Source organism: Streptomyces sp. NPDC104313 (genome assembly GCF_055583985.1).
The window spans coordinates 156,937-175,767 of the sequence record NZ_JBVJMW010000013.1; the positions used below are offsets into that span (position 1 = coordinate 156,937).

General features: G+C 67.6%; 20 protein-coding genes and 1 pseudogene. 14 read left to right on the forward strand and 7 right to left on the reverse strand.

The features are described 5' to 3' along the window. Positions 1–16: 16 nt before the first annotated feature. The 9 genes from ACZ60Q_RS27375 (at position 17) to ACZ60Q_RS27415 (ending at position 5,812) form a co-directional block, all read left to right on the forward strand. Positions 17–361, forward strand: coding sequence for a DUF3310 domain-containing protein (locus ACZ60Q_RS27375; protein ID WP_469639839.1), 345 nt, complete (start codon positions 17–19; stop codon positions 359–361). Further along, the gene (locus ACZ60Q_RS27380; protein WP_469639840.1) at positions 354–764 is read left to right on the forward strand and encodes a hypothetical protein; all 411 of its coding nucleotides are present in this window, start codon (positions 354–356) and stop codon (positions 762–764) included. The genes ACZ60Q_RS27375 and ACZ60Q_RS27380 overlap by 8 nt, the downstream gene beginning before the upstream one ends. After that, on the forward strand, positions 761–1,579 hold the full coding sequence (locus ACZ60Q_RS27385) for a metallophosphoesterase (protein ID WP_469639842.1): 819 nt from the start codon (positions 761–763) through the stop codon (positions 1,577–1,579). The genes ACZ60Q_RS27380 and ACZ60Q_RS27385 overlap by 4 nt, the downstream gene beginning before the upstream one ends. Further along, the gene (locus tag ACZ60Q_RS27390) at positions 1,572–2,123 is read left to right on the forward strand and encodes a hypothetical protein (protein ID WP_469639844.1); all 552 of its coding nucleotides are present in this window, start codon (positions 1,572–1,574) and stop codon (positions 2,121–2,123) included. The genes ACZ60Q_RS27385 and ACZ60Q_RS27390 overlap by 8 nt, the downstream gene beginning before the upstream one ends. 95 nt (positions 2,124–2,218) lie before the next feature. Further along, positions 2,219–2,674 carry a hypothetical protein gene (locus ACZ60Q_RS27395; protein WP_469639846.1) on the forward strand — a complete coding sequence of 152 codons (456 nt, stop codon included), beginning with the start codon at positions 2,219–2,221 and terminating at the stop codon, positions 2,672–2,674. A 215-nt stretch (positions 2,675–2,889) separates the two neighbouring features. Continuing rightward, a complete protein-coding gene (locus ACZ60Q_RS27400) occupies positions 2,890–4,722 on the forward strand; it encodes a DNA polymerase (RefSeq protein ID WP_469639848.1) in 1,833 nt (610 codons plus the stop codon). A gap of 9 nt (positions 4,723–4,731) precedes the next feature. Beyond that, positions 4,732–4,995: a hypothetical protein gene (locus ACZ60Q_RS27405; protein ID WP_469639849.1), complete on the forward strand. Its 264-nt coding sequence runs from the start codon at positions 4,732–4,734 to the stop codon at positions 4,993–4,995. Positions 4,996–5,072: 77 nt separating this feature from the next. Beyond that, positions 5,073–5,336 carry a hypothetical protein gene (locus tag ACZ60Q_RS27410; RefSeq protein WP_469639851.1) on the forward strand — a complete coding sequence of 88 codons (264 nt, stop codon included), beginning with the start codon at positions 5,073–5,075 and terminating at the stop codon, positions 5,334–5,336. Further along, a complete protein-coding gene (locus ACZ60Q_RS27415) occupies positions 5,336–5,812 on the forward strand; it encodes a cytidine/deoxycytidylate deaminase family protein (RefSeq protein ID WP_469639853.1) in 477 nt (158 codons plus the stop codon). The genes ACZ60Q_RS27410 and ACZ60Q_RS27415 overlap by 1 nt, the downstream gene beginning before the upstream one ends. A gap of 110 nt (positions 5,813–5,922) precedes the next feature. Here the strand turns inward: ACZ60Q_RS27415 and ACZ60Q_RS27420 are convergent, their stop codons facing one another. Further along, the gene (locus tag ACZ60Q_RS27420) at positions 5,923–7,551 is read right to left on the reverse strand and encodes a recombinase family protein (RefSeq protein ID WP_469639855.1); all 1,629 of its coding nucleotides are present in this window, start codon (positions 7,549–7,551) and stop codon (positions 5,923–5,925) included. Positions 7,552–7,665: 114 nt separating this feature from the next. On the opposite strand from ACZ60Q_RS27420, the pseudogene ACZ60Q_RS27425 reads away from it, so the two are divergent. Continuing rightward, positions 7,666–8,160 (forward strand): annotated as a pseudogene (locus ACZ60Q_RS27425) (CBS domain-containing protein); the annotation flags it as partial. 382 nt (positions 8,161–8,542) lie between these two features. Here ACZ60Q_RS27425 and ACZ60Q_RS27430 read toward each other — a convergent pair. Continuing rightward, positions 8,543–8,962, reverse strand: coding sequence for a hypothetical protein (locus tag ACZ60Q_RS27430; protein ID WP_469639857.1), 420 nt, complete (start codon positions 8,960–8,962; stop codon positions 8,543–8,545). A gap of 203 nt (positions 8,963–9,165) precedes the next feature. Between ACZ60Q_RS27430 and ACZ60Q_RS27435 the strand changes: the two genes are divergently transcribed. After that, entirely contained in the window at positions 9,166–10,011 is an 846-nt protein-coding gene (locus ACZ60Q_RS27435; RefSeq protein ID WP_469639859.1) for a MurR/RpiR family transcriptional regulator, read from the forward strand. A gap of 261 nt (positions 10,012–10,272) precedes the next feature. Here the strand turns inward: ACZ60Q_RS27435 and ACZ60Q_RS27440 are convergent, their stop codons facing one another. The 5 genes from ACZ60Q_RS27440 to ACZ60Q_RS27460 all read right to left on the reverse strand — a co-directional run bounded on the left by ACZ60Q_RS27440 (position 10,273) and on the right by ACZ60Q_RS27460 (position 14,085). Next, complete coding sequence (locus tag ACZ60Q_RS27440; protein ID WP_469639861.1) at positions 10,273–10,647, reverse strand: hypothetical protein; 375 nt, start codon at positions 10,645–10,647, stop codon at positions 10,273–10,275. Positions 10,648–10,790: 143 nt separating this feature from the next. Further along, positions 10,791–11,255: a roadblock/LC7 domain-containing protein gene (locus ACZ60Q_RS27445; RefSeq protein ID WP_469639863.1), complete on the reverse strand. Its 465-nt coding sequence runs from the start codon at positions 11,253–11,255 to the stop codon at positions 10,791–10,793. A 38-nt stretch (positions 11,256–11,293) separates the two neighbouring features. Next, positions 11,294–12,103 carry a transcriptional regulator gene (locus ACZ60Q_RS27450; protein WP_469639865.1) on the reverse strand — a complete coding sequence of 270 codons (810 nt, stop codon included), beginning with the start codon at positions 12,101–12,103 and terminating at the stop codon, positions 11,294–11,296. Further along, positions 12,100–12,513, reverse strand: a complete 414-nt coding sequence (locus ACZ60Q_RS27455) for a hypothetical protein (protein WP_469639867.1) — start codon at positions 12,511–12,513, stop codon at positions 12,100–12,102. The genes ACZ60Q_RS27450 and ACZ60Q_RS27455 overlap by 4 nt, the downstream gene beginning before the upstream one ends. A gap of 198 nt (positions 12,514–12,711) precedes the next feature. Further along, on the reverse strand, positions 12,712–14,085 hold the full coding sequence (locus ACZ60Q_RS27460) for an APC family permease (RefSeq protein ID WP_469639869.1): 1,374 nt from the start codon (positions 14,083–14,085) through the stop codon (positions 12,712–12,714). A 349-nt stretch (positions 14,086–14,434) separates the two neighbouring features. Here ACZ60Q_RS27460 and hutU point away from each other — a divergent pair, with 349 nt between their 5' ends. From hutU to ACZ60Q_RS27475, 3 genes are read left to right on the forward strand one after another with little or no spacing between them, the layout of a single operon-like run. Further along, positions 14,435–16,093: a urocanate hydratase gene (hutU, locus tag ACZ60Q_RS27465; protein WP_469639871.1), complete on the forward strand. Its 1,659-nt coding sequence runs from the start codon at positions 14,435–14,437 to the stop codon at positions 16,091–16,093. After that, positions 16,093–17,385 carry an allantoate amidohydrolase gene (locus tag ACZ60Q_RS27470; RefSeq protein ID WP_469639873.1) on the forward strand — a complete coding sequence of 431 codons (1,293 nt, stop codon included), beginning with the start codon at positions 16,093–16,095 and terminating at the stop codon, positions 17,383–17,385. The genes hutU and ACZ60Q_RS27470 overlap by 1 nt, the downstream gene beginning before the upstream one ends. After that, a complete protein-coding gene (locus ACZ60Q_RS27475) occupies positions 17,376–18,743 on the forward strand; it encodes a formimidoylglutamate deiminase (protein WP_469639874.1) in 1,368 nt (455 codons plus the stop codon). The genes ACZ60Q_RS27470 and ACZ60Q_RS27475 overlap by 10 nt, the downstream gene beginning before the upstream one ends. Positions 18,744–18,831 lie beyond the last annotated feature (88 nt).

Here is an 18,831-nt window from a genome sequence, read left to right on the forward strand (position 1 = left end):
TTTCCCGAAGCACGCAATGGCCGGAAGCACCGGCACGATCTCCGACATCGACTTTTCCGAGCCGTTCCCCTACGGAGTGCGTCTAAGTAGCGGCCTTCTCCGCAGGTTCCTGTCCTCAGAGATGCGACCGGCGGAATCCCTTCCCGACCCTGTGAACGAGCCGGGCCACTACAAGCTCCCCAATGGCGTAGAGGTCATCGACATCACCGAAACCCTCAACTTCAACCGGGGCAACGCGATCAAGTACCTCTACCGAGCCGGCCGGAAGAAGTCGGCTCCAGAGATCCAGGATCTCGAAAAAGCGCTCTGGTACGTCACCCGAGAAATCCAGCGACTCAAGGAGGAGACAAGGAGTGTCTGACGCCCCGGCGAAAGCCATGCAGGTTGACCCGGCCTCCATCACGGACGAGAAGGTCATGAAGGCCCTCAAGGAAGTTGTGGCTGCGAACCCGGACCGGGTCTACGAAGCCCCCGAACATCAGGTTGACGACGATCCCAGCTCCTGCTTCTACGTCCACACCGACGACCTGACGGGTGACCCGGTCTCCCCAGGGTGCCTCGTCGGCCAAGTGCTCAACCGCCTCGGGCTGTCTCTCGACCGCCTCACGGAGCTGGAGGGGCACGACGCCAATCAGGCCGTGGCCGCCCTCGGCCTCCCCCTGTCGGACCGGACCGTTGAAGCTCTCGGCCAGGTCCAACACGTTCAGGACAGCGGGCAGACCTGGGGCGAGGCCTACGCCCGCAGCGTGGGGGAGGGCATTTGAAGCGGATCGTTGTCGTCTCAGACACACAGATTCCCTACCACCACCCCAAGTACCTGAAGAACGTCCTCGACTTCATCGGTGACTATCAGCCCGATGCCGCATTCCAGATTGGCGACCTCAACGATTACGACACCCCCAGCCGGTGGAGTGTCGGCACCCGGCACGAATACCGGCAGGCGGTGAAGAAGGACTCAGAGACCACGAAACGTGTTTTCTGGGAACCGCTACGAAGCCGCTACTCCGGGCCCTTCGGAGTTCTGGAAGGTAACCACGACCTCCGGCCCCGAACGTACCTTGCGGGCCAGTCGCCGGCTCTCGGTGAGTACGCCGACGATTTCCACTTCTCCAAGCTCCTGGATTTCGATGGTTTCGGAATTGACCTTGTGCCCCCCTTTCACAAGGTGGGTCCGGACACCGTCCTCATGCACGGCCACGAGATCAAGGGACTTTCCCAGGTAGCCGGAAGGACCGCCTTCCAGCACGCCACGAAGGCAGCCGTCAATGTCGTCATGGGCCACACACACAGGCTCGGAGTCATGCGCGGCGGAATAGGCTACGAGGGAGGAAACCGAACGGTCCGCTGGGGTTTCGAAGTCGGCAACCTGATGCACCCAGCCAAGGCAAGCTATCTGGGCTCCGGGGGCGTCGCCAATTGGCAATCCGGATTCGGAATCCTCTACGTCGAAAAGTCCCACGTCGCCCCCGTTCCCGTCGACATCGCCCGGGACGGCTCCTTCATCGTGGAGGGCGTCACCTACGGAAAGTCCGCCCGAGGAAAGGGTGGCCGTTTCACCAAGAAGGTGGCCCATGGTTGATCTTGACTGGGGCTACCTCAGCAATCTCGCAGACCGGGCAGCCTCCTCTATCTCCTCCAGTTGGGCGATCGTAGAGAAGGACGACGTCAAGCAGGAAATTCTCAAGCATGCCTATGAGAACCGCCCTGCCATTGAACGGCACTACGGCGACGAGATGATGATCTGGTCCATTTTCAAGAAGTCCGGAACGCAGTATGCATCCCGAGAACGAGACGCCCGGGACGTAACTGATGGCCGGTATTACTACACGCCCGACGAAGTTCGTATCGCTGTCGAGAGCTTCTTTCTCAGCGATGACGAACTGGGACAGATGATGGGGCGCGGCGATGACCTTCTAGGGTGCCGCGTCACCGACAATCTGATGTCCGCCCGACTGGATACAGCCATATCCCTTCCGCGAATGCCGCAGCGGCAAAGGGCGCTAATCCACCGGCGCTACATCGAAGGCCTTCCGCCGGAAAGTGATACCGAGCGTCGCGCCGCACATAGGGCACTGGACGCGCTAGCGCGACAGATGAACCGGGACACCCGCAAGACCACCTGATTTCCACCCAACCGAAGGGAGCCAGTTTGAGTTTCCCCAACCCATTTGACGGCCCGTCCCCGTGGGGCGAGACCGCAAAAGAGGAGAGTACGCCTATGCCCGTTGACACCCCGAGCAATGTTGCTGCACCTAATCCGTTCATGATTGGCATTACCCTCAAGGCGGCAGCCGGCTTTGATGCCGCATGGCTTACCCCCCGCGTATATGGATCGACCGGCGAGGAAGTCGCCAAGCGGGTTCTCGAACTCGTCAAGGCCCTAGCAGACAACGGGGTCATCGACATAGTCAGCAGCGCATCCGTCAAGATGCGTGAATCACACAAGCCCATGACTGGGGACGCGGCCCCGAAGAAGTTCGAGAACGGCCGAGTCGTCGCAAAGGGCGGCGGCGGCTCCGCGCCCGCAGGCACCCCTTCCGGGGATGACTGCCCTCACGGCCGAAAGCTTGTCGATAAGGGCGCGTGGGCCGCAATGTTCTGCCAGGCCCCCGACAAGTCGGGCCAGTGCGAGCCCCTTTGGCGGCAGAACGACGGCTCGTTCAAGGCCAAGTAGCCGGTATTCCGGGGGCGGGGCCGAGCCCAGCCGGCCCCGCCCCCGGCCCCCATACCCCTTTTCATCGCCACACCGAAAGAGGTGCCTCCATGGACGTACTGAACTACGCGGCTCACGCCCTGATCGGCGGAGCCTGCGGGTACACAGTCGTCGTCCTCGCTGACTACATCTGGACCCGGTGGCGCTGATACCGCACAGCTAGCGTCTAGGAGTACATGAAGAACCTCCGATACCGGATCAGGGGACAGCCAGTCCATATCCGAGTCGCGGAGACTGCTGACGACCTCGATCAGTTCCGCGACTTCATCGAAAGTAATGCGGTCCTAGGGTTCGACACAGAGACCACCGGATTGTCCTGGTGGGAGGCCCGTAACAACGGGCCCTTCCGTCTGCGACTCGCACAATTCGGCAACAGTAGAGAATCCTGGATCGTACCCGTCGAGCTTGGCCCCGTCTTCGCTGATGCTGTAGCGGAAGCCCTCCGGGACGCCAAATACCTCATCGCGCATAACGCAACGTTCGACCTGCACGTTGCCGAAGAATGCCTAGGCATTCCAATGGAGGAACTAGCCCCGAAAGTCTGGTGCACGCAGAAACTTGCCCACCTCGTTGACCCGAGGGAAGCGAAAGAGGGCGGGGCAGGCGGAAAGCTCGAAGAATGCGTAAAGAAGTACATTGACGCCCGCGCGGCCGACGAGGTCAAGGGCTCAATGACGGAGATAGCCAAACGATACAAGGTGAAGAAGGAGCATATTTGGTCCACCGTTGAACTGTTCGATGACGAGTTCCTGCTCTACGCCGGAATGGACCCGGTACTGGCCTACCGGCTGTTCTTCATCTTGTATCCCCTTGTCCCGGGCCGCACAAAGGCGGCGGGGCTCATGCAATGGGAGAACCGTCTAGCCCACGTCGTTGCCAAGATGGAGCGAACCGGCTATTTGCTTGATGTCAGTTACGCCGAGCGGTGCTGTGCGGATTTGCTGTCTGAGCAAAGGCAGTGGGAGCAGGTAGCACGGGTCCATGGTATTGAGAACGTTAATTCCACGGCGCAGCTCATCGAGGTGTTCAAGAGCCTCGGGTTCCGCTTCACCAAGAAGACCAAGAAAGGGAACCTTTCGGTTGACGACGATGTCCTGTCGTCCATCGATCATCCGGCTGCTGATGCGGTAATCAAGGCAAAGCGTGCGGGTAAGTGGCGGAAGACCTGGTTCATCAAAGCCCTGGAAGGAAGGGACTGGGAGAACCGGGTTCATGCAAGCATACATAGTTGCCGGGCGAGGACAGCCCGGATGTCGATTTCTGGCACCATTGCGGCGCAGACATACCCGGCCGGCTCGGGCTATGTGCGGAATATGTTCCTTGCTGATGAGGGCCATGTAACCGTAAGCATCGACTACGCCAATATGGAACTCCGCGTGCTGGCTGCGGCCTCCCACGACCCCATCATGTTGCAGGCCTTCCTTGAAGGCGCGGATCTGCACAACCTTACGGCGATTGCCGCATTCGGGCCCATGCCCGACGGGTTGGATAAACACCCGAAACGCCCTGCTGGTAAGGGCACGAATTTTACGGTGTGCTTCGGGGGCGGATGGCGGGCAGTATCCGAGCAATACGGGGTGCCCGAAGCCGACGCGAAGAAGGCTGTATGGGCCTTTTGGAACACCTACCTCGGCGTAGCCAAGTTTGCTGACAAGCTTCAAAAGGAAGCCCGGCGAACCGGATACATCTACACCGCTACCGGGCGACGGCTTCCCGTGGACCGGTCCCGGCCATATGCCGCCCTCAACTACTTTATCCAGAGCAGTGCAAGGGACATCATGGCAAGGGCGATCCTGGAACTCGACAAGGCCGGATTCACGCAATGGATGCGTTTGCCGATTCACGACGAGATCGTATTTTCCTTCCCGGAGGAACGTGCCGCCGAGCTGACGGAACGTGCGGCCCGAATCATGGAAATGGTGTTCATGGGCCTCCTCGTCCCCGCAGAAGGGGAGATCGGCCTCCAGTCCTGGGGAAGCGTCCTGGAACTAGAAGACAGCAAACACTAGGAGAGCGTTATGGCAGCAGAAGAGACAACGTTCGAGGACCTGTTCAGTGATTTCGAGGAAGAACTGAACGCGAAGGCGCTGGAACGCAAGGGGAAACATGCCGTTGCCTCCGCTCGCGTCACCGGGCTCGTTTATACAGACGCGGTTGCGTCCGGTGTGCCGGCTGGCCTTGCACAGGAAATGGCAACGGACTTCTGGGCATCCGTCATGGACATCCCGTATGCCGTTGTCGAGGAAGGTTCCAGCCCTTCCGCCGAAGACAGCACCGAATAAGGGGGCAGCGGCTATGGACTGCGAATAGCAACCGCCTGGATACGGCCGAACCATTGAGAGCCCGAGAGAGAGCCGTCATGAATTCCAGCCTGTTTCCGAAGATCCTCCGTGACCTCGATGGAGTCAGGACTATCGACCTGACGGGCGTCCCCCAGGACGCCGTCACCGTGGCAGTGTCCATAGCTGACACCGGCCTGCAAGCCCGGATTGAGGGGCGGGTCGAGGAGCTGGAGGCACGAGCGAAGGAGCGAGCTGACCGGGGGCACTACGCGACGACGAGTCAGCTCCAGTCCCGCATTACGGGTCTCCGTGAGGCCCTTGGGCTCATGGACGGCAAGTAGTGCCCATACCTGCCTCCCAGAGGGCCAGACGGTCACGTACGGATGACTGGGCCCTCGGCGTAGCCGTCGCGGTCTCCAGGATGGCCGACTGTTCCCGATCTCAAGTCGGGGCCGTCCTCCTGGACCGGCACGGGCACCTCTGCGCGGAGGGTTACAACGGGCCGCCCCGGGGTGAGCCCGGATGTCTGGAAGAGGCCTGGTGCCCCCGTGGGCGGCTCGACAGCAGTAAGGCGCATGGTCGGGCGGATCATGCGGACTGCACGGCTCTCCAGGCCACTGAGCGCCTGGTGATCCGGGCCCGTAGGGCGGACCTGGACGGCGGCACGGTGTACGTCACCCGAGCGCCCGGGTACCGGTGCCTGCAACGGCTCCGAGAGGCACGCGTCTTCCGGGTGGTCTGGGCGAACGAGACCGGCACGGAGGCCAAGGTTCTGAAGTGGGCGACGAAGCCCCGGGCGGGGGCTGGTGTCGCGTGACTGTGGAGGAATGGGTAAGGGGGGAGCTGTTGAAGCTCCCCCCTATTTCACCGGAGAACGATATCGAGTTGCGGAGGATTCTTGGTCTAGCGCCTAGCCGCGAAGAGTCCTCACCTGCGAGGAATCACGCGCAGTAGGTTCGGGTCGAACGGGGCCCTCTTTGATCTACCCTGCGGAAGCGGCATGATGATCACTGCTTGTATGATGCGGCTGATTGCCATCCTTTTCTGTGTCAAGTCCATGTTCTTCCATTTCGAGCGGTCCCATCCCGTGAAGGCGTTTTCCTGTGCTTGCTGCACTTGGTGTTCCACTTTGTCGATTTCCAGGGCGTCAACGCGTTCGGTAAGCTCACTGTTCAACCTGTAGAAATCTTCGTCTGTTAGGCGGCCCTCCATCCACTTGGATGAGAGGGTCGCTTTTTTAGTGCGCAGTTCTCCCAATCGTTCCTCGCCCTCCCACGGTCGCGCTTTGGGTTCAGCGCGCTTATAGCGGGCCTCCAGGGCGCATATTACGAGTTCTTCCAGATGTTCATCTACGAGGGTGCCGTTCCGTGATACCCCCATGCAATCCAAGTCGCTGCAATAGTAAAGATGCCCTTTGGGGTTATCTTTTGTGGGTTCGCGTTTCGATCCCCCGATCGAGGAATGACAGATGATCCCTGTTTTGCGGAACCTGCCGCACTGTAGGAATCCGCTGAACATGTACTTCGTGGCACGATACTCGGGCGGGTTCGGGTTCTTGCCCCCGCCATTGGTTATGCGCACTCCAGTTTTAGCGCCGTTGGCTATGCTGATGCCAGTGATTATCTGCCATTCTTCCAGGGTTCCAATGGTTTCCCATTTGCCCTTTACCAGGTTCCCGTCCTTGTCTCGAACCAGGACACCCCGAACGGCGCGGTATCCATAGTTCGTGGGGTTCACCGCCCACTGCCTAATGGTTTCGCCGGACCAGCGCTTCCCAGAAGCTCCGGTCACATTATTCGCGTTCACCTCTCTGGCGATCGACTTCCAGGCGCGTCTAGCTAGCGCCGATTCAATGATGAAGCGCCCCCAGGGCTTCTCTTTCTCGTCGCAGATGGTATTCGTGGAACGCCCCTTCAGCGGGTCCGGGCCCAAGTATCCGAACCGACGCCTTCCTCCGGGGGTCGTTCCGTCTTGTTGGCGTCTCCGCTGATTCCTCTCGATGCGCTCTTTTGTGTTTGATACTTCGCCTTCACTGACACCGGAGTTCACCAGTCCGACGATGTGGCCCCCGGTGCTTCTGATGTCATAGGGCTTTTCTCGTTCTATGAAAAGCCCGTCATCCTCCGCGATTACGGCTCGCCGGAATCGCAAGTAGTCTTCCGGGAGACGCCAAACGCGTTGATACTCTGTTGCGACTATGGCGCATATCCTGTAGCCCTCTTCCGTCTTCCTGTGTAGTAGGGCCTTTGTCATTTCGAGAAATGCGGGGCGAAAGACATCGGGGTCCGCCGCAGTAATGTTGTTGTCCTCGTAATACTTGACAATGGCGACGTTATGCTTCTCGGCTTGCTCCTCGTTGTCCTCGTGCTGGTGGCGCACGCCTGTACCTACTTCGCGGCCCTTGGCCTTGACCGCAGACCTGACGGACTGGTCGCCGCTGATGCGGGCGTAGTCCATGCCCGGCACGCGACCGTCTAGCCACTCCTCGTATGTCCTGCCCTGGCTCAAGGCCCGGACGAGGTCCGGGTTCAGGTAGCTCTTGGACCTGCCTGCCATGGAGTCCCACCTTGTCGGTAGGGAAGGCAGCTCAGCCGCCTGCCCTTGTCAGTGGGGAAGCGTCCAGCGTGCCGCCCCTTGTCAGTAGGGAAGGAAGCTAACACAGGTCTACCGATTGACTCAGACGAGTGGATGGCCGACTACGGCTTCCTGGAGAACACCGGCACCTCCGCCAACGTCGGTGCGGTCCTGGACTTCAAGGAGGGCCCGATGCCCTCCCTCGTCCACATGCACCCGGAGGAGACGGTCGGCGAGGCCATCGAGGTGCTCCGCGAGTACGGCGTCTCCCAGATGCCGATCGTGAAGCCGGGCGCCGGTCACCCGGACGTGATGGCCGCCGAGGTCATCGGATCCGTCGTGGAGCGGCAGCTGCTGGACGCGCTGTTCACCCAGCGCGCCTCGCTGAGCGACCCGCTGGAGAAGCACATGTCGGCTCCGCTGCCGCAGGTCGGCTCCGGCGAACCGGTCGAGGATCTGATGGCCGTGCTGGGCGGCGCGGGCGGCGCCGACGCGGCGATCGTGCTCGTCGAGGGCAAGCCCAAGGGCGTCGTGAGCAGGCAGGACCTGCTGGCGTTCCTCGCCAAGGACGCGGTCACGGCGAAGGCCTGAGGGTTCGGCCGCCGGGGGCTCGGCCGAGGCCTGACGGGCCGGACCCGGAGCCCCGGCCGGAGCTTGACGGGGCGGACGCGCCCCCGGCCCAGGTGCCTGACGGCCCGGCGGCGGCGGGCCTTCGCGTAATCGGTACGAGCGCGTCACGTCCGCGCAGCACCCGCTTAACACGGCTGCGGCACATTGGTGGGTGTCGGCAGGGAAACCCGCCGGCACCCAGAACGGCGACACCGGACTACGGAGCGGCTCCCGGACCTCCACCGTCGCCCGGACGCGGGCAACCGGCCCTGACCCGGACCGCGTCCCTCGCGGGGACCGCCGTCGTCCCGCCCCCCGGGTGACCGGGGGTGCGGCGGTCCCCGCGACATACTTCGTGCGGCGCTCAGTCCCTCCAGTCGGACGGCGCGCGTTCCTCCCGGCGACGGAAGAACAGGCCGCCGCCCCGCGCCGCCTGGAACGCGTTGACGCCGACGATGCCGAGCCAGGCCACGACCAGCCCCTCGACCCCGGCGTTCGCGACGCCGATCGCGGACAGCGGGATGGCCAGAATCAGCGAGACGATCCCCAGACCGTGCCGTTCCCCGAAGCTTCCCGGCTCCGCCGGGTGCGCTCCCCGGGCGGTGGACATCTGCCGCTCGGCGAGCTGACGGCGGACCCGGCGGTCGAGCGTGGTGTCGAGCCGCTGCTCGACCTTCTCCAGGAACGAGTCGATGAGCGCGGTCTCGTACTCCGCGCCCAGCTCGCCGCGTGCCTGGAGGGTGGCGGCGAGCTCCTTCTTGAGCTCGTGGTCACGGGCTTCCATACCGACCACGGTACGGAGCCGGGCCCCCGTCCGCAGTGGGGCCAGCCCCCTGATTCCGGGGGGTTAACCCCCCGGCCCGCCGCCCCCGTTCCGCTCCCGCACCGCCCCGGTCCACCCCCTGCATATGGACATACAGCGACCTTCCTGGCTGAATAGAACGGTCGGCGCCGGTCGTGGCGCGACGGATCCAGCAAGGGGACAGCATGAGTGGGAGCGGCCCCGCCGCACGGTTGCAGCGGCTCTTCGAAGGCCACCGGCTCACGCCCACCCAGCGGCGCATCGCGCACTGCATGGTCCGCCGGGCGGCCGACGCGCCGTTCCTCTCCAGCGTCGAGCTGGCCGAGCTGGCCGGGGTCAGCCAGCCCTCCGTCACCCGCTTCGCCGTCGCCCTCGGCTTCGACGGCTATCCGGCGCTGCGCAGGCACCTGCGCGAGGTCGCGCCCGCCGACGCGGAGCAGGAGGACGCGGGGGAGACGTACAACGAGTACCAGCAGGCCGTCCGCGCCGAGATCGAGAACCTCCAGCACCTCTGTGACGTGCTCGCCGACCCCGCGCCCGTCGAGCGGGCCGGCCGGCTGCTCGCCGCCTCCCGGCCGTTGCCGGTGCTGGGACTGCGCGCCGCCTCCTCGCAGGCGCGCGGCTTCGGGTACTTCGCCGCCAAGGTGCACCCCGACGTCCGGGTCCTCGACGAGGGTGGCAGCATGCTGCCCGACCGGATCGACTCCGCCCGCCGGGCCGGGGCCACCGCCCTGATGTGCTTCGCGCTGCCGCGTCACTCCAAGGAGAGCGTGGACGCGCTCGCGTACGCCCAGGACCAGGGACTGACCGTGGTGACGGTCGCCGACTCCGCCTTCGCGCCCGTCGCCAAGCACAGCGATCTGCTGCTCCCGGCGGCGATCGGCTCCGGGCTCTCCTTCGACACCGTCTGCGCGCCGATGCTGCTCGGCCGGGTGCTGCTGGAGGCGATGTGCGACGGACTCCCCGACGCCCAGGCCCGGTTGGAGGAGTTCGACGCCCGGGCGGCGGCGCGCGGTCTGTTCGTGGAGTGAGGGCCCCGCGCCCGGCCCCTTCGCGGATTCTCAGGCGTCGCTCATCTGCGGCCGTCGTGGCCCCGGCACGCGGGAGCGGTACGCGGAACCGGCCCGGAGCGCCTTTTGCGCCGGGCGGGGCGCGATGTCACCGCCGGTGAGATCCGGCCTGGTGGGGGACCGGACCGGATCCCGCCTGGGACCGGCCCGGATCCGGCCTGGTGGGGACCGGACCGGATCCCGCCTGGGACCGGACCGGTCTGAGGCCGGACCTGGCCCGGGTCAGACCTCCAGGTCCGCCTCGATCTTCTTCAGCTGGTGACGGGCCATCGCCAGGTTCGCCCGGCTCGCGTCCAGCACCAGGTAGAGGAACAGGCCGTTGTTGCCTCGGGCCCTGAGCAGCCGGATCAGGTGGTACTGGGTGCCCAGCGTGATCAGGATGTCCTCGATCTCGTCCTTGATGCCCAGGTGGTCCATGGTGCGGAGCTTGGCGCGGACCACGTCGGTGTTGCCCGCGGCGGCGACCTCCAGGTTGAAGTCCTTGCCGCCGCCGAGCGTGCCCAGGGCCATCCCGCTCGTGTAGTCGACGAGGGCGACACCCGTGGCGCCCTCGATCGAGCTCATCGCTTCCTTCAGTGCCGCTTCGGTGTTCGCCATGGAGGCTCGTTTCCTTTCCCTGGCCGGTCGTGGTGACCGGATCCGTTTCGGTGGTGGCTTCTGTGCGGGCCGGGGTGCGGGCTTCTGCGTGATGGCGTGGGTCCCGGGTGGTGGTGACGGTGCGGGTGGGGGGATCGGGCCGCCTACGTGGGGCGTTGCGGCAGGGTGCGGCCGGGCGCGGTGGCGGGGCGCGGGGGTGCGGCGGTGGCGGGGCGCTCCGCGCCTCGCAGCGCGGCGTCGACGAGTTCGCCGATACGGGCGCCCGCGCGGCGGCCCTCCAGATGGAGTCGGCCTACGTTGATGCGGTCCTCGGCCAGCAGGGTCAGGACGGCCGAGGACCCCGCGGCGTAGGTGGCGATGTAGCCGCTGCCGCCGCGGACCAGCAGTTCACGGAAGCCGCCCCGGCCGGTGGCGTCGGTCATCCGGATGGAGACGCCGAGGGCGGCGGCGGTGAGGGCGGCGACGCCCTCCGCCTCGACGCCCGGGGTGTCGTGGGCCAGGACCAGACCGTCGGTGGAGGCGGCCAGCGCCCCGGAGAGCAGCGGGACCCGGGCGCGTAACCGCTGGAGCTCGACGAGGACATCACGCGCTTCGGCCTCGGGCACCATCAGCTGTCTCCTCCCGGCACGCTGTCTGAGCGCGCGTATCACAGGGCCTCCAATGCGTCTCGCAGCCGGCGCAGCAGGGCGATATCGGGGTCGGCCGTCACCTCGGGGAGCGTGATCCGGCCGGGTGGGGATGCGGCCGACAGGGGCTGGAAGCGGACCGCCTCCACCAGGCCGGCCGCCGCCAGCCGCCGCAGGTCGACCAGGATGTGGAACGCGGAGCGGCCCAGCGCCTGTGCGATGTCCGAGGCCGTACGGGCCCCGTCGGCCAGCTCCAGGAGCCGGCGCCGCCGGGCCGGGACCGGGGCGTCGGACGGATGCGCCGCCGTCCGCAGCAGTGGTGCGCTGTCGCAGGCGGGGTCGGGCCAGATCCGGTCCAGGAACTCCCGTCTGCGCAGCGTCTCGCGCTCCACGGCGGACACCGGAACCGGGCGCACCGGACCGATCCAGTGCGCCACCCCGTAGCGGAAGCGGGCGGGCGTCCCGGTCGGGGCGAGCGCGAAGAACGCGGCGTCGTACAGCGCGCCGAGGTGGCACAACTCCATTGCCCCGCCCGGCACATGACCGCTGTCGACGAGATAGCGGCCGACCCGGCGGTGGGCCCCGGCCTGCGCCACGGCGTCCCACCAGCCCTCGTGGCGCAGGGTCCCGCCGGTGGTGAGCAGGACGTCGATGCCGGGGGTGGCGGGGCTTTCGGCGTGCACCACCTGGCCGTCGGCGAGGTAGAGCGTGCCGCGGTCGCGCATCAGGGCGCCGGTGGCGCGCTCGGCGGCGAGGCGCTGGAGCATCGGGGAGAGCACCGGAAGCCGGTCCGTGCCGGGGGTGTCGGGGTCGGCGGCTATCGCGCTCATGCCAGCACCAGGAGCTGGGCCAGCTCGCCGAGCCGCATCCGGGCGAGCGCGAGATTGCCCTCGGAGCGGTCCAGCCACAGATGCAGGAAGACGCTGCTGTCGAAAGCCGTCTCGACGAACCGGAGCAGGTGGTACCCGTCGTGGGTGGTGACGATGACGTCCTCGACGGGGGTGCTCGGCGGCTGCCCGGGGTGCTGTGCGCCGTTGTCCTGGGCGAGGTGGGCGAAGGCCGGCTGCTCGGCGGTCAACCGGGCGACCTCCGCGGTCTCGACGGCGGTCGCCTCGTGGTCGCCGTTGGGGGATTCCCCGATGGTGCCGAGGGCGAGACCGCTCGTCCAGTCGACCACCGAGGCGCCCCGGGCGCCGGGCAGCCTCATGACTTCGAGCAGGCACTCGTCGATTCCGGGCACGCGGATCTCCCCTCCCGACGTGGCGTACGGCTGTAGCGCCGAGGCTACGCATCGTGCTCACGGCAGGTGGAGGTTCTGGCATTTTCCTTTGGTACATGCGGGCCGCGGTGTAAAGGAGCGGCCGGAACGCGGTGGCGGTGGGCGGCGTCCCGTCGGGCGCCCGGGCGCCCGGAGCGCCCTACTTCTCGCGGACCGTCATCACCGCCTCATCACCGCCTTGTTGAGCGCCCACAGCCCGAGTCCGATCAGCAGCAGGATCCCGGCCCGGACGTACACGTCGGAGCCCCGGTCGGCCAGCGGGCTCGCCAGGATCAGCGAGGTGAGCGCGCCGAGCACCGGAAGCGCCGTGGGCGTACGGAAGTGGCGGTGGTCCACGCGGTCCTTGCGCAGCACCAGTACGGCGATGTTGACGACGGCGAAGACGCAGAGCAACAGGAACGAGGTGGTGTCGCCGAGCCCCTCGATCTCGCCGGTGGAGACCAGGCCGATGGCCAGGAGGGAGACGAAGACGATTCCGACCCAGGGGGTGCGGCGGCCGGCCAGCACCTTGCCCATCGCGGGCGGCAGGATGCGTTCGTTGGCCATGCCGTAGCAGAGCCGCGAGGCCATCATGATGTTGATCAGCGCCGAATTGGTGACGGCGAACAGGGCGATCAGCGCGAAGAGTTTCGGCGGGAAATCGACGCCACCGGCCTTCACCACCTCCAGCAGTGGACCGCTGGAGCCCGCCAGGGTGCGGGAGTCGACCAGGAGCGAGGAGACCAGGGCGACCAGGACGTAGACGGTGCCGGTGATGCCCACCCCGATGAAGATCGCACGGGGGAAGGCGCGGGCGGGGTTCTTGGTCTCCTCGGCCATGTTGACCGAGTCCTCGAAACCGACGAACGCGAAGAAGCCCAGCGCGGTGGCGCCGAGCACCCCGGTGAGCAGGGCGTATCCGGTGCCGCCGGTCTCGATCTGGGTCAGCCGGGAGGGCTCGCCCTCGCCGCTGAACACGGCGTACGCGCCGATCGCGAGGATCACCGCGAGTCCGCTGACCTCGACCAGGGTCAGGACGACGTTCGTCTTCACCGACTCGGCGACCCCGCGGAGGTTGATCGCGGCGAGGGCGAGGACGAACAGGATCGCGACCAGTGTCGGCGGCATCGCGTCGGTGAACTCCCCCAGGTAGTCGCCGCTGAACGCCCGCGCCGCCGCGCTCGCCGAGGAGAGGCCCGAGCACATCACCATGAAGGCGACGACGAAGGTCAGGAAGGGGGTCTTGAACGCCTTCTGGGTGTAGAGCGCGGCCCCGGCCGCCTTCGGGTACTTGCCGACGAGTTCCACGTACGAGGCCGCCGTCAGCAGGGCGACGGCGAAGCCGATCGCGAACGGCAGCCACAGCGCGCCGCCGACCCTGCCCGCCACGTTCCCGGTGGTCGCGTAGATGCCGGTGCCCAGGATGTCGCCGATGACGAAGAGGATCAGAAGCTTGGTGCCGAGGGCGCGTTTGAGGGGCGGCGATCCTCCGGGCGCCTCCTGGGCGCCGCGGCCCCCGGGTTCCGTCGGCGCGGGTGTGTCGGCAGTGCTCATGAATGCCTCCGGTTCGGCTTCCGCGTGGCTGTGGGCTGTCCCGCGATCCCTGGTGGATCGGCGCCCGGCCTCGGATGCGGTGCATCGCAAGCCATCGCAAGCCATCGCAAGCCATCAGAAGCCATCACAAGGCATCGCAAGGCGGAGGGGCGTCCGCGTACTGGGTGTATTCGGGCGTTCCGGCAGTGCGGCGAGGTGCCGTAGCTGTCGTCACGGTCCCGCCAGGGGCTACGGGACAGCCCTTGGGCAGAACCTGTTCCCGGCCGTGGCGCGAGGCGCACCTGTTGACTACGACTATTCAGAGCATCAGGATGTGAATAGATTTTCACCGTCGCGAGGAGGCACCGCCATGTCAGGACCCCGCCCCGTACGGGCACCACGCGGCAGCGCACTGACCGCCCTGGGATGGCAGCAGGAAGCCGCCCTGCGGATGCTGCAGAACAACCTCGACCCCGAGGTCGCCGAGCACCCCGACAAGCTCGTCGTCTACGGCGGCACCGGGAAGGCCGCCCGCGACTGGCGCTCGTTCGACGCGATGGTCCGCACCCTTCAGACGCTCAAGCAGGACGAGACGATGCTCGTCCAGTCCGGGCGGCCGGTCGGCGTCATGCAGACCCACGAGTGGGCGCCGCGCGTGCTCATCGCCAACTCCAACCTGGTCGGCGACTGGGCCAACTGGGAGGAGTTCCGCCGCCTGGAGGCGCTCGGACTCACCATGTACGGCCAGATGACCGCCGGGTCCTGGATCTACATCGGCACCCAGGGCATCCTCCAGGGCACCTACGAGACCTTCGCCGCCGTCGCGGCCAAGAAGTTCGGGGGCACGCTGGCCGGGACGATCACCCTGACCGCCGGGCTCGGCGGCATGGGCGGTGCCCAGCCGCTCGCCGTGACCATGAACGACGGCGTCGCCATCTGCGTCGACTGCGACCCGCGCGCCATCGAGCGCCGGATCGAGCACCGCTTCCTGGACGTGCGTGCGGACAACCTGGAGCACGCCCTCCAGCTCGCCGTCGAGGCCCGCGACGCCCGCCGCCCGCTCTCCATCGGCCTCCTCGGCAACGCCGCCGAACTGCTGCCCCGAATGCTCGCGGAGAGCGCGCCCATCGACATCGTCACCGACCAGACCAGCGCCCACGACCCGCTGGCCTACCTGCCGCTCGGCGTCGACTTCGACGACATGGCCGACCTGGCCGCCGACCATCCCGCCGACTTCACCCAGCGCGCCCGTGAGTCGATGGCCCGCCACGTCGAGGCCATGGTCGGCTTCATGGACGCCGGCGCCGAGGTCTTCGACTACGGCAACTCCATCCGCGGCGAGGCCCAGCTCGCCGGGTACGACCGCGCCTTCGACTTCCCCGGCTTCGTCCCCGCCTACATCCGCCCCCTCTTCTGCGAGGGCAAGGGGCCCTTCCGCTGGGCCGCGCTGTCCGGCGAGGCGTCCGACATCCACAAGACCGACAAGGCGATGCTGGAGCTGTTCCCGGAGAACGAGTCGCTGCACCGCTGGATCAAGATGGCCGGCGAGCGCGTCCACTTCCAGGGCCTGCCCGCCCGCATCTGCTGGCTCGGCTACGGCGAGCGTGACAAGGCCGGCGAGCGCTTCAACGACATGGTCGCGAGCGGCGAGCTGGCCGCCCCGCTGGCCATCGGCCGCGACCACCTGGACTGCGGCTCGGTCGCCTCCCCGTACCGCGAGACCGAGGCCATGCTCGACGGCTCCGACGCCATCGCCGACTGGCCGCTGCTCAACGCCATGGTCAACGTCGCCTCCGGGGCCTCCTGGGTCTCCCTCCACCACGGTGGCGGCGTCGGCATGGGCCGCTCCATCCACGCGGGCCAGGTGTCCGTCGCGGACGGCACGAAACTGGCGGGCGAGAAGATCCGCCGCGTGCTGACGAACGACCCGGGCATGGGCGTCATCCGCCACGTGGACGCCGGGTACGACATCGCCGAGAACGTCGCCGCCGACCAAGGCGTACGCGTCCCCATGACGGAGGGCAGCTGATGCCGTCCGGCATGTCCGGGGGCGCGCCCGCCACCTCCTCCGGCACCCGGGAGCAGTGGCGCGCGGGTGACTCCTTCCTCTCGATGTGGCGGGAGCTGGCCCCCATCGGGCGCCACCCCGACAGCGGCGGCTACCGGCGCTACGCCTGGTCCCCGGCGGACCTCGACTGCCGGGCCTGGTTCCGCGCGCAGGCCGAGGCGCGCGGTCTCACGTACGAGAGCGACCGCAACGGCAACCAGTGGGCCTGGCTCGGCGACCCCCTGGCCGGGGACGCCGTCGTCACCGGCTCGCACCTGGACTCCGTCCCGGACGGCGGCGCCTTCGACGGTCCGCTCGGCGTGGTGTCCTCCTTCGCCGCGCTCGATGAACTCCACCGCAGGGGAGTGGAGTTCACCCGGCCGCTGGCGATCACCAACTTCGGTGACGAGGAAGGCGCCCGCTTCGGACTGGCCTGCGTCGGGTCCCGGCTGGCAGCCGGACAGCTCGCCGTCGCCGACGCCCACCGGCTGCGCGACGGGGACGGGATCGCCCTGCCCGCCGCCATGGAGGGAGCCGGATACGACCCCGGGACCATCGGCCCCGACCCGGAACGGCTCGCCCGGATCGGCGCGTTCGTCGAGCTCCACGTCGAGCAGGGCCGCGCCCTCGACCTGACCGGCGACCCCGTCGGCATCGCCTCCGCCATCTGGCCGCACGGCCGCTGGCGGTTCGACTTCCGGGGCGAGGCCAACCATGCGGGCACCACCCGCCTCGCCGACCGCCGCGACCCGATGCTCACCTACGCCGAGACCGTGCTCGCCGCCCGCCGCGAGGCCGAACTGACCGGCGCTCTCGCCACCTTCGGCAAGATCGCGGTCGAGCCCAACGGGGTCAACGCCATCCCCTCCCTCGTGCGCGGCTGGCTCGACTCCCGCGCCGCCGACCAGGCCACCCTGGACGCCGTCGTCGCCGGAATCGAGCGCGCCGCCCGCCAGTACGCCGAGCGGGCCGGGATCGACCTCGACGTCGTGCGCGAGTCGTTCACGCCCGTCGTCGAGTTCGAGCACGCCCTGCGCGACGAGCTCGGCAAGATCCTGGAGACAGGTGGCGACACGGGCCGGCCCGTGCCCGTCCTCGGCACCGGAGCGGGCCACGATGCGGGTATTTTGTCCGCCTCGGCGCCCACCGCCATGCTCTTCGTACGCAACCCCACCGGCATCTCGCACTCACCCGCCGAGCACGCCACCGAGGACGATTGCACGGCCGGGGTCGGGACACTCGCCGACGTACTGGAAGGTCTCGCGTGCAGCTGACACACCGGACGACGGGCGCACCCGTCACCGCGACGTACTGGATGGACCACGCCTGGCTCGGCACGCATGTCGAGCCGGGCGTCACCCTGGACGTCGCGGACGGCCGGATCGCCGGGATCAGGACCGGGGTCGAGGCGCCACCACCCGGTGCCACCGCGCTGCGCGGTCTGACCCTTCCCGGCCTCGCCAACACCCACTCCCACGCCTTCCACCGGGCCCTGCGCGCCACCGTCCAGGTCGGCTCGGGCACCTTCTGGACCTGGCGCGAGCTGATGTACCGGACGGCCTCCCGGCTCACCCCGGACACCTACTTCGACCTGGCCCGCGCCACCTACGCCGAAATGGCCCTGGCCGGCATCACCTCCGTCGGCGAATTCCACTATCTGCACCACACCCCCGGCGGCACCCCCTACGCCAACCCGAACGCCATGGGCGAGGCGCTGATCGCGGCCGCCGCCGAGGCCGGGATCCGGATCACCCTGCTGGACACCGCCTATCTCGCCGCCGGATTCGGCGAGAAGCCCAACCGGCACCAGCTGCGCTTCTCCGACACCACCGCCGAGGCCTGGGCGGAACGCGCCTCCCTCCTCAAGGGCGACGACCACACCCTCATCGGCGCGGCCGTCCACTCCGTCCGGGCGGTCCCGGCCGGACAGCTGGCCACCGTCGCGCAGTGGGCCGAGGAGCGGAACGCCCCGCTCCACGTCCACCTCTCCGAGCAGACGGCGGAGAACGACGCCTGCCAGGCCGCCCACGGCCGCACCCCCACCCGGCTGCTGGCCGACCACGGCATCCTCGGCCCGCGCACCACCGGCATCCACAACACGCACCTGACCGGGGCGGACATCGAGCTGCTCGGCTCCTCGGCCACCGGCACCTGTATGTGCCCCACCACCGAACGCGACCTGGCCGACGGCATCGGCCCCGCCGCCGCCCTCCAGAAGGCGGGCTCGCCGCTCTCGCTGGGCAGCGACAGCCACGCCGTGATCGACCTCTTCGAAGAGGCGCGCGCGATGGAGCTCAACGAGCGGCTGCGCACGCACATCCGGGGCCACTGGACGGCCGCCGCCCTGCTCCGGGCCGCCTCCGCCGACGGGCACGCCGCACTCGGCCGCCCCGACGCGGGCGTGCTGGAGCCGGGCGCCCCCGCCGATCTGACCACCGTCGCCCTGGACTCCGTCAGGACGGCCGGACCGGTGCCCCGACTGGCAGCGGAGACCGCCGTATTCGCCGCCTCCGCCGCTGATGTGCGGCACACGGTCGTGGCGGGCCGGCACCTCGTCCGGGACGGCCGTCACACACGGATCGAGGACGTGCCCCGGGCGCTCGCCGAGGCCGTGGCCGCCCTGCACGGCTGACCCCGGGCGCGCCTGAACTCCCGGCACGCGCAAGCACCCCGGAACGCGCAAGCACCCCGGCCCCCTCGGAACTCCCGGAACTCCCGGA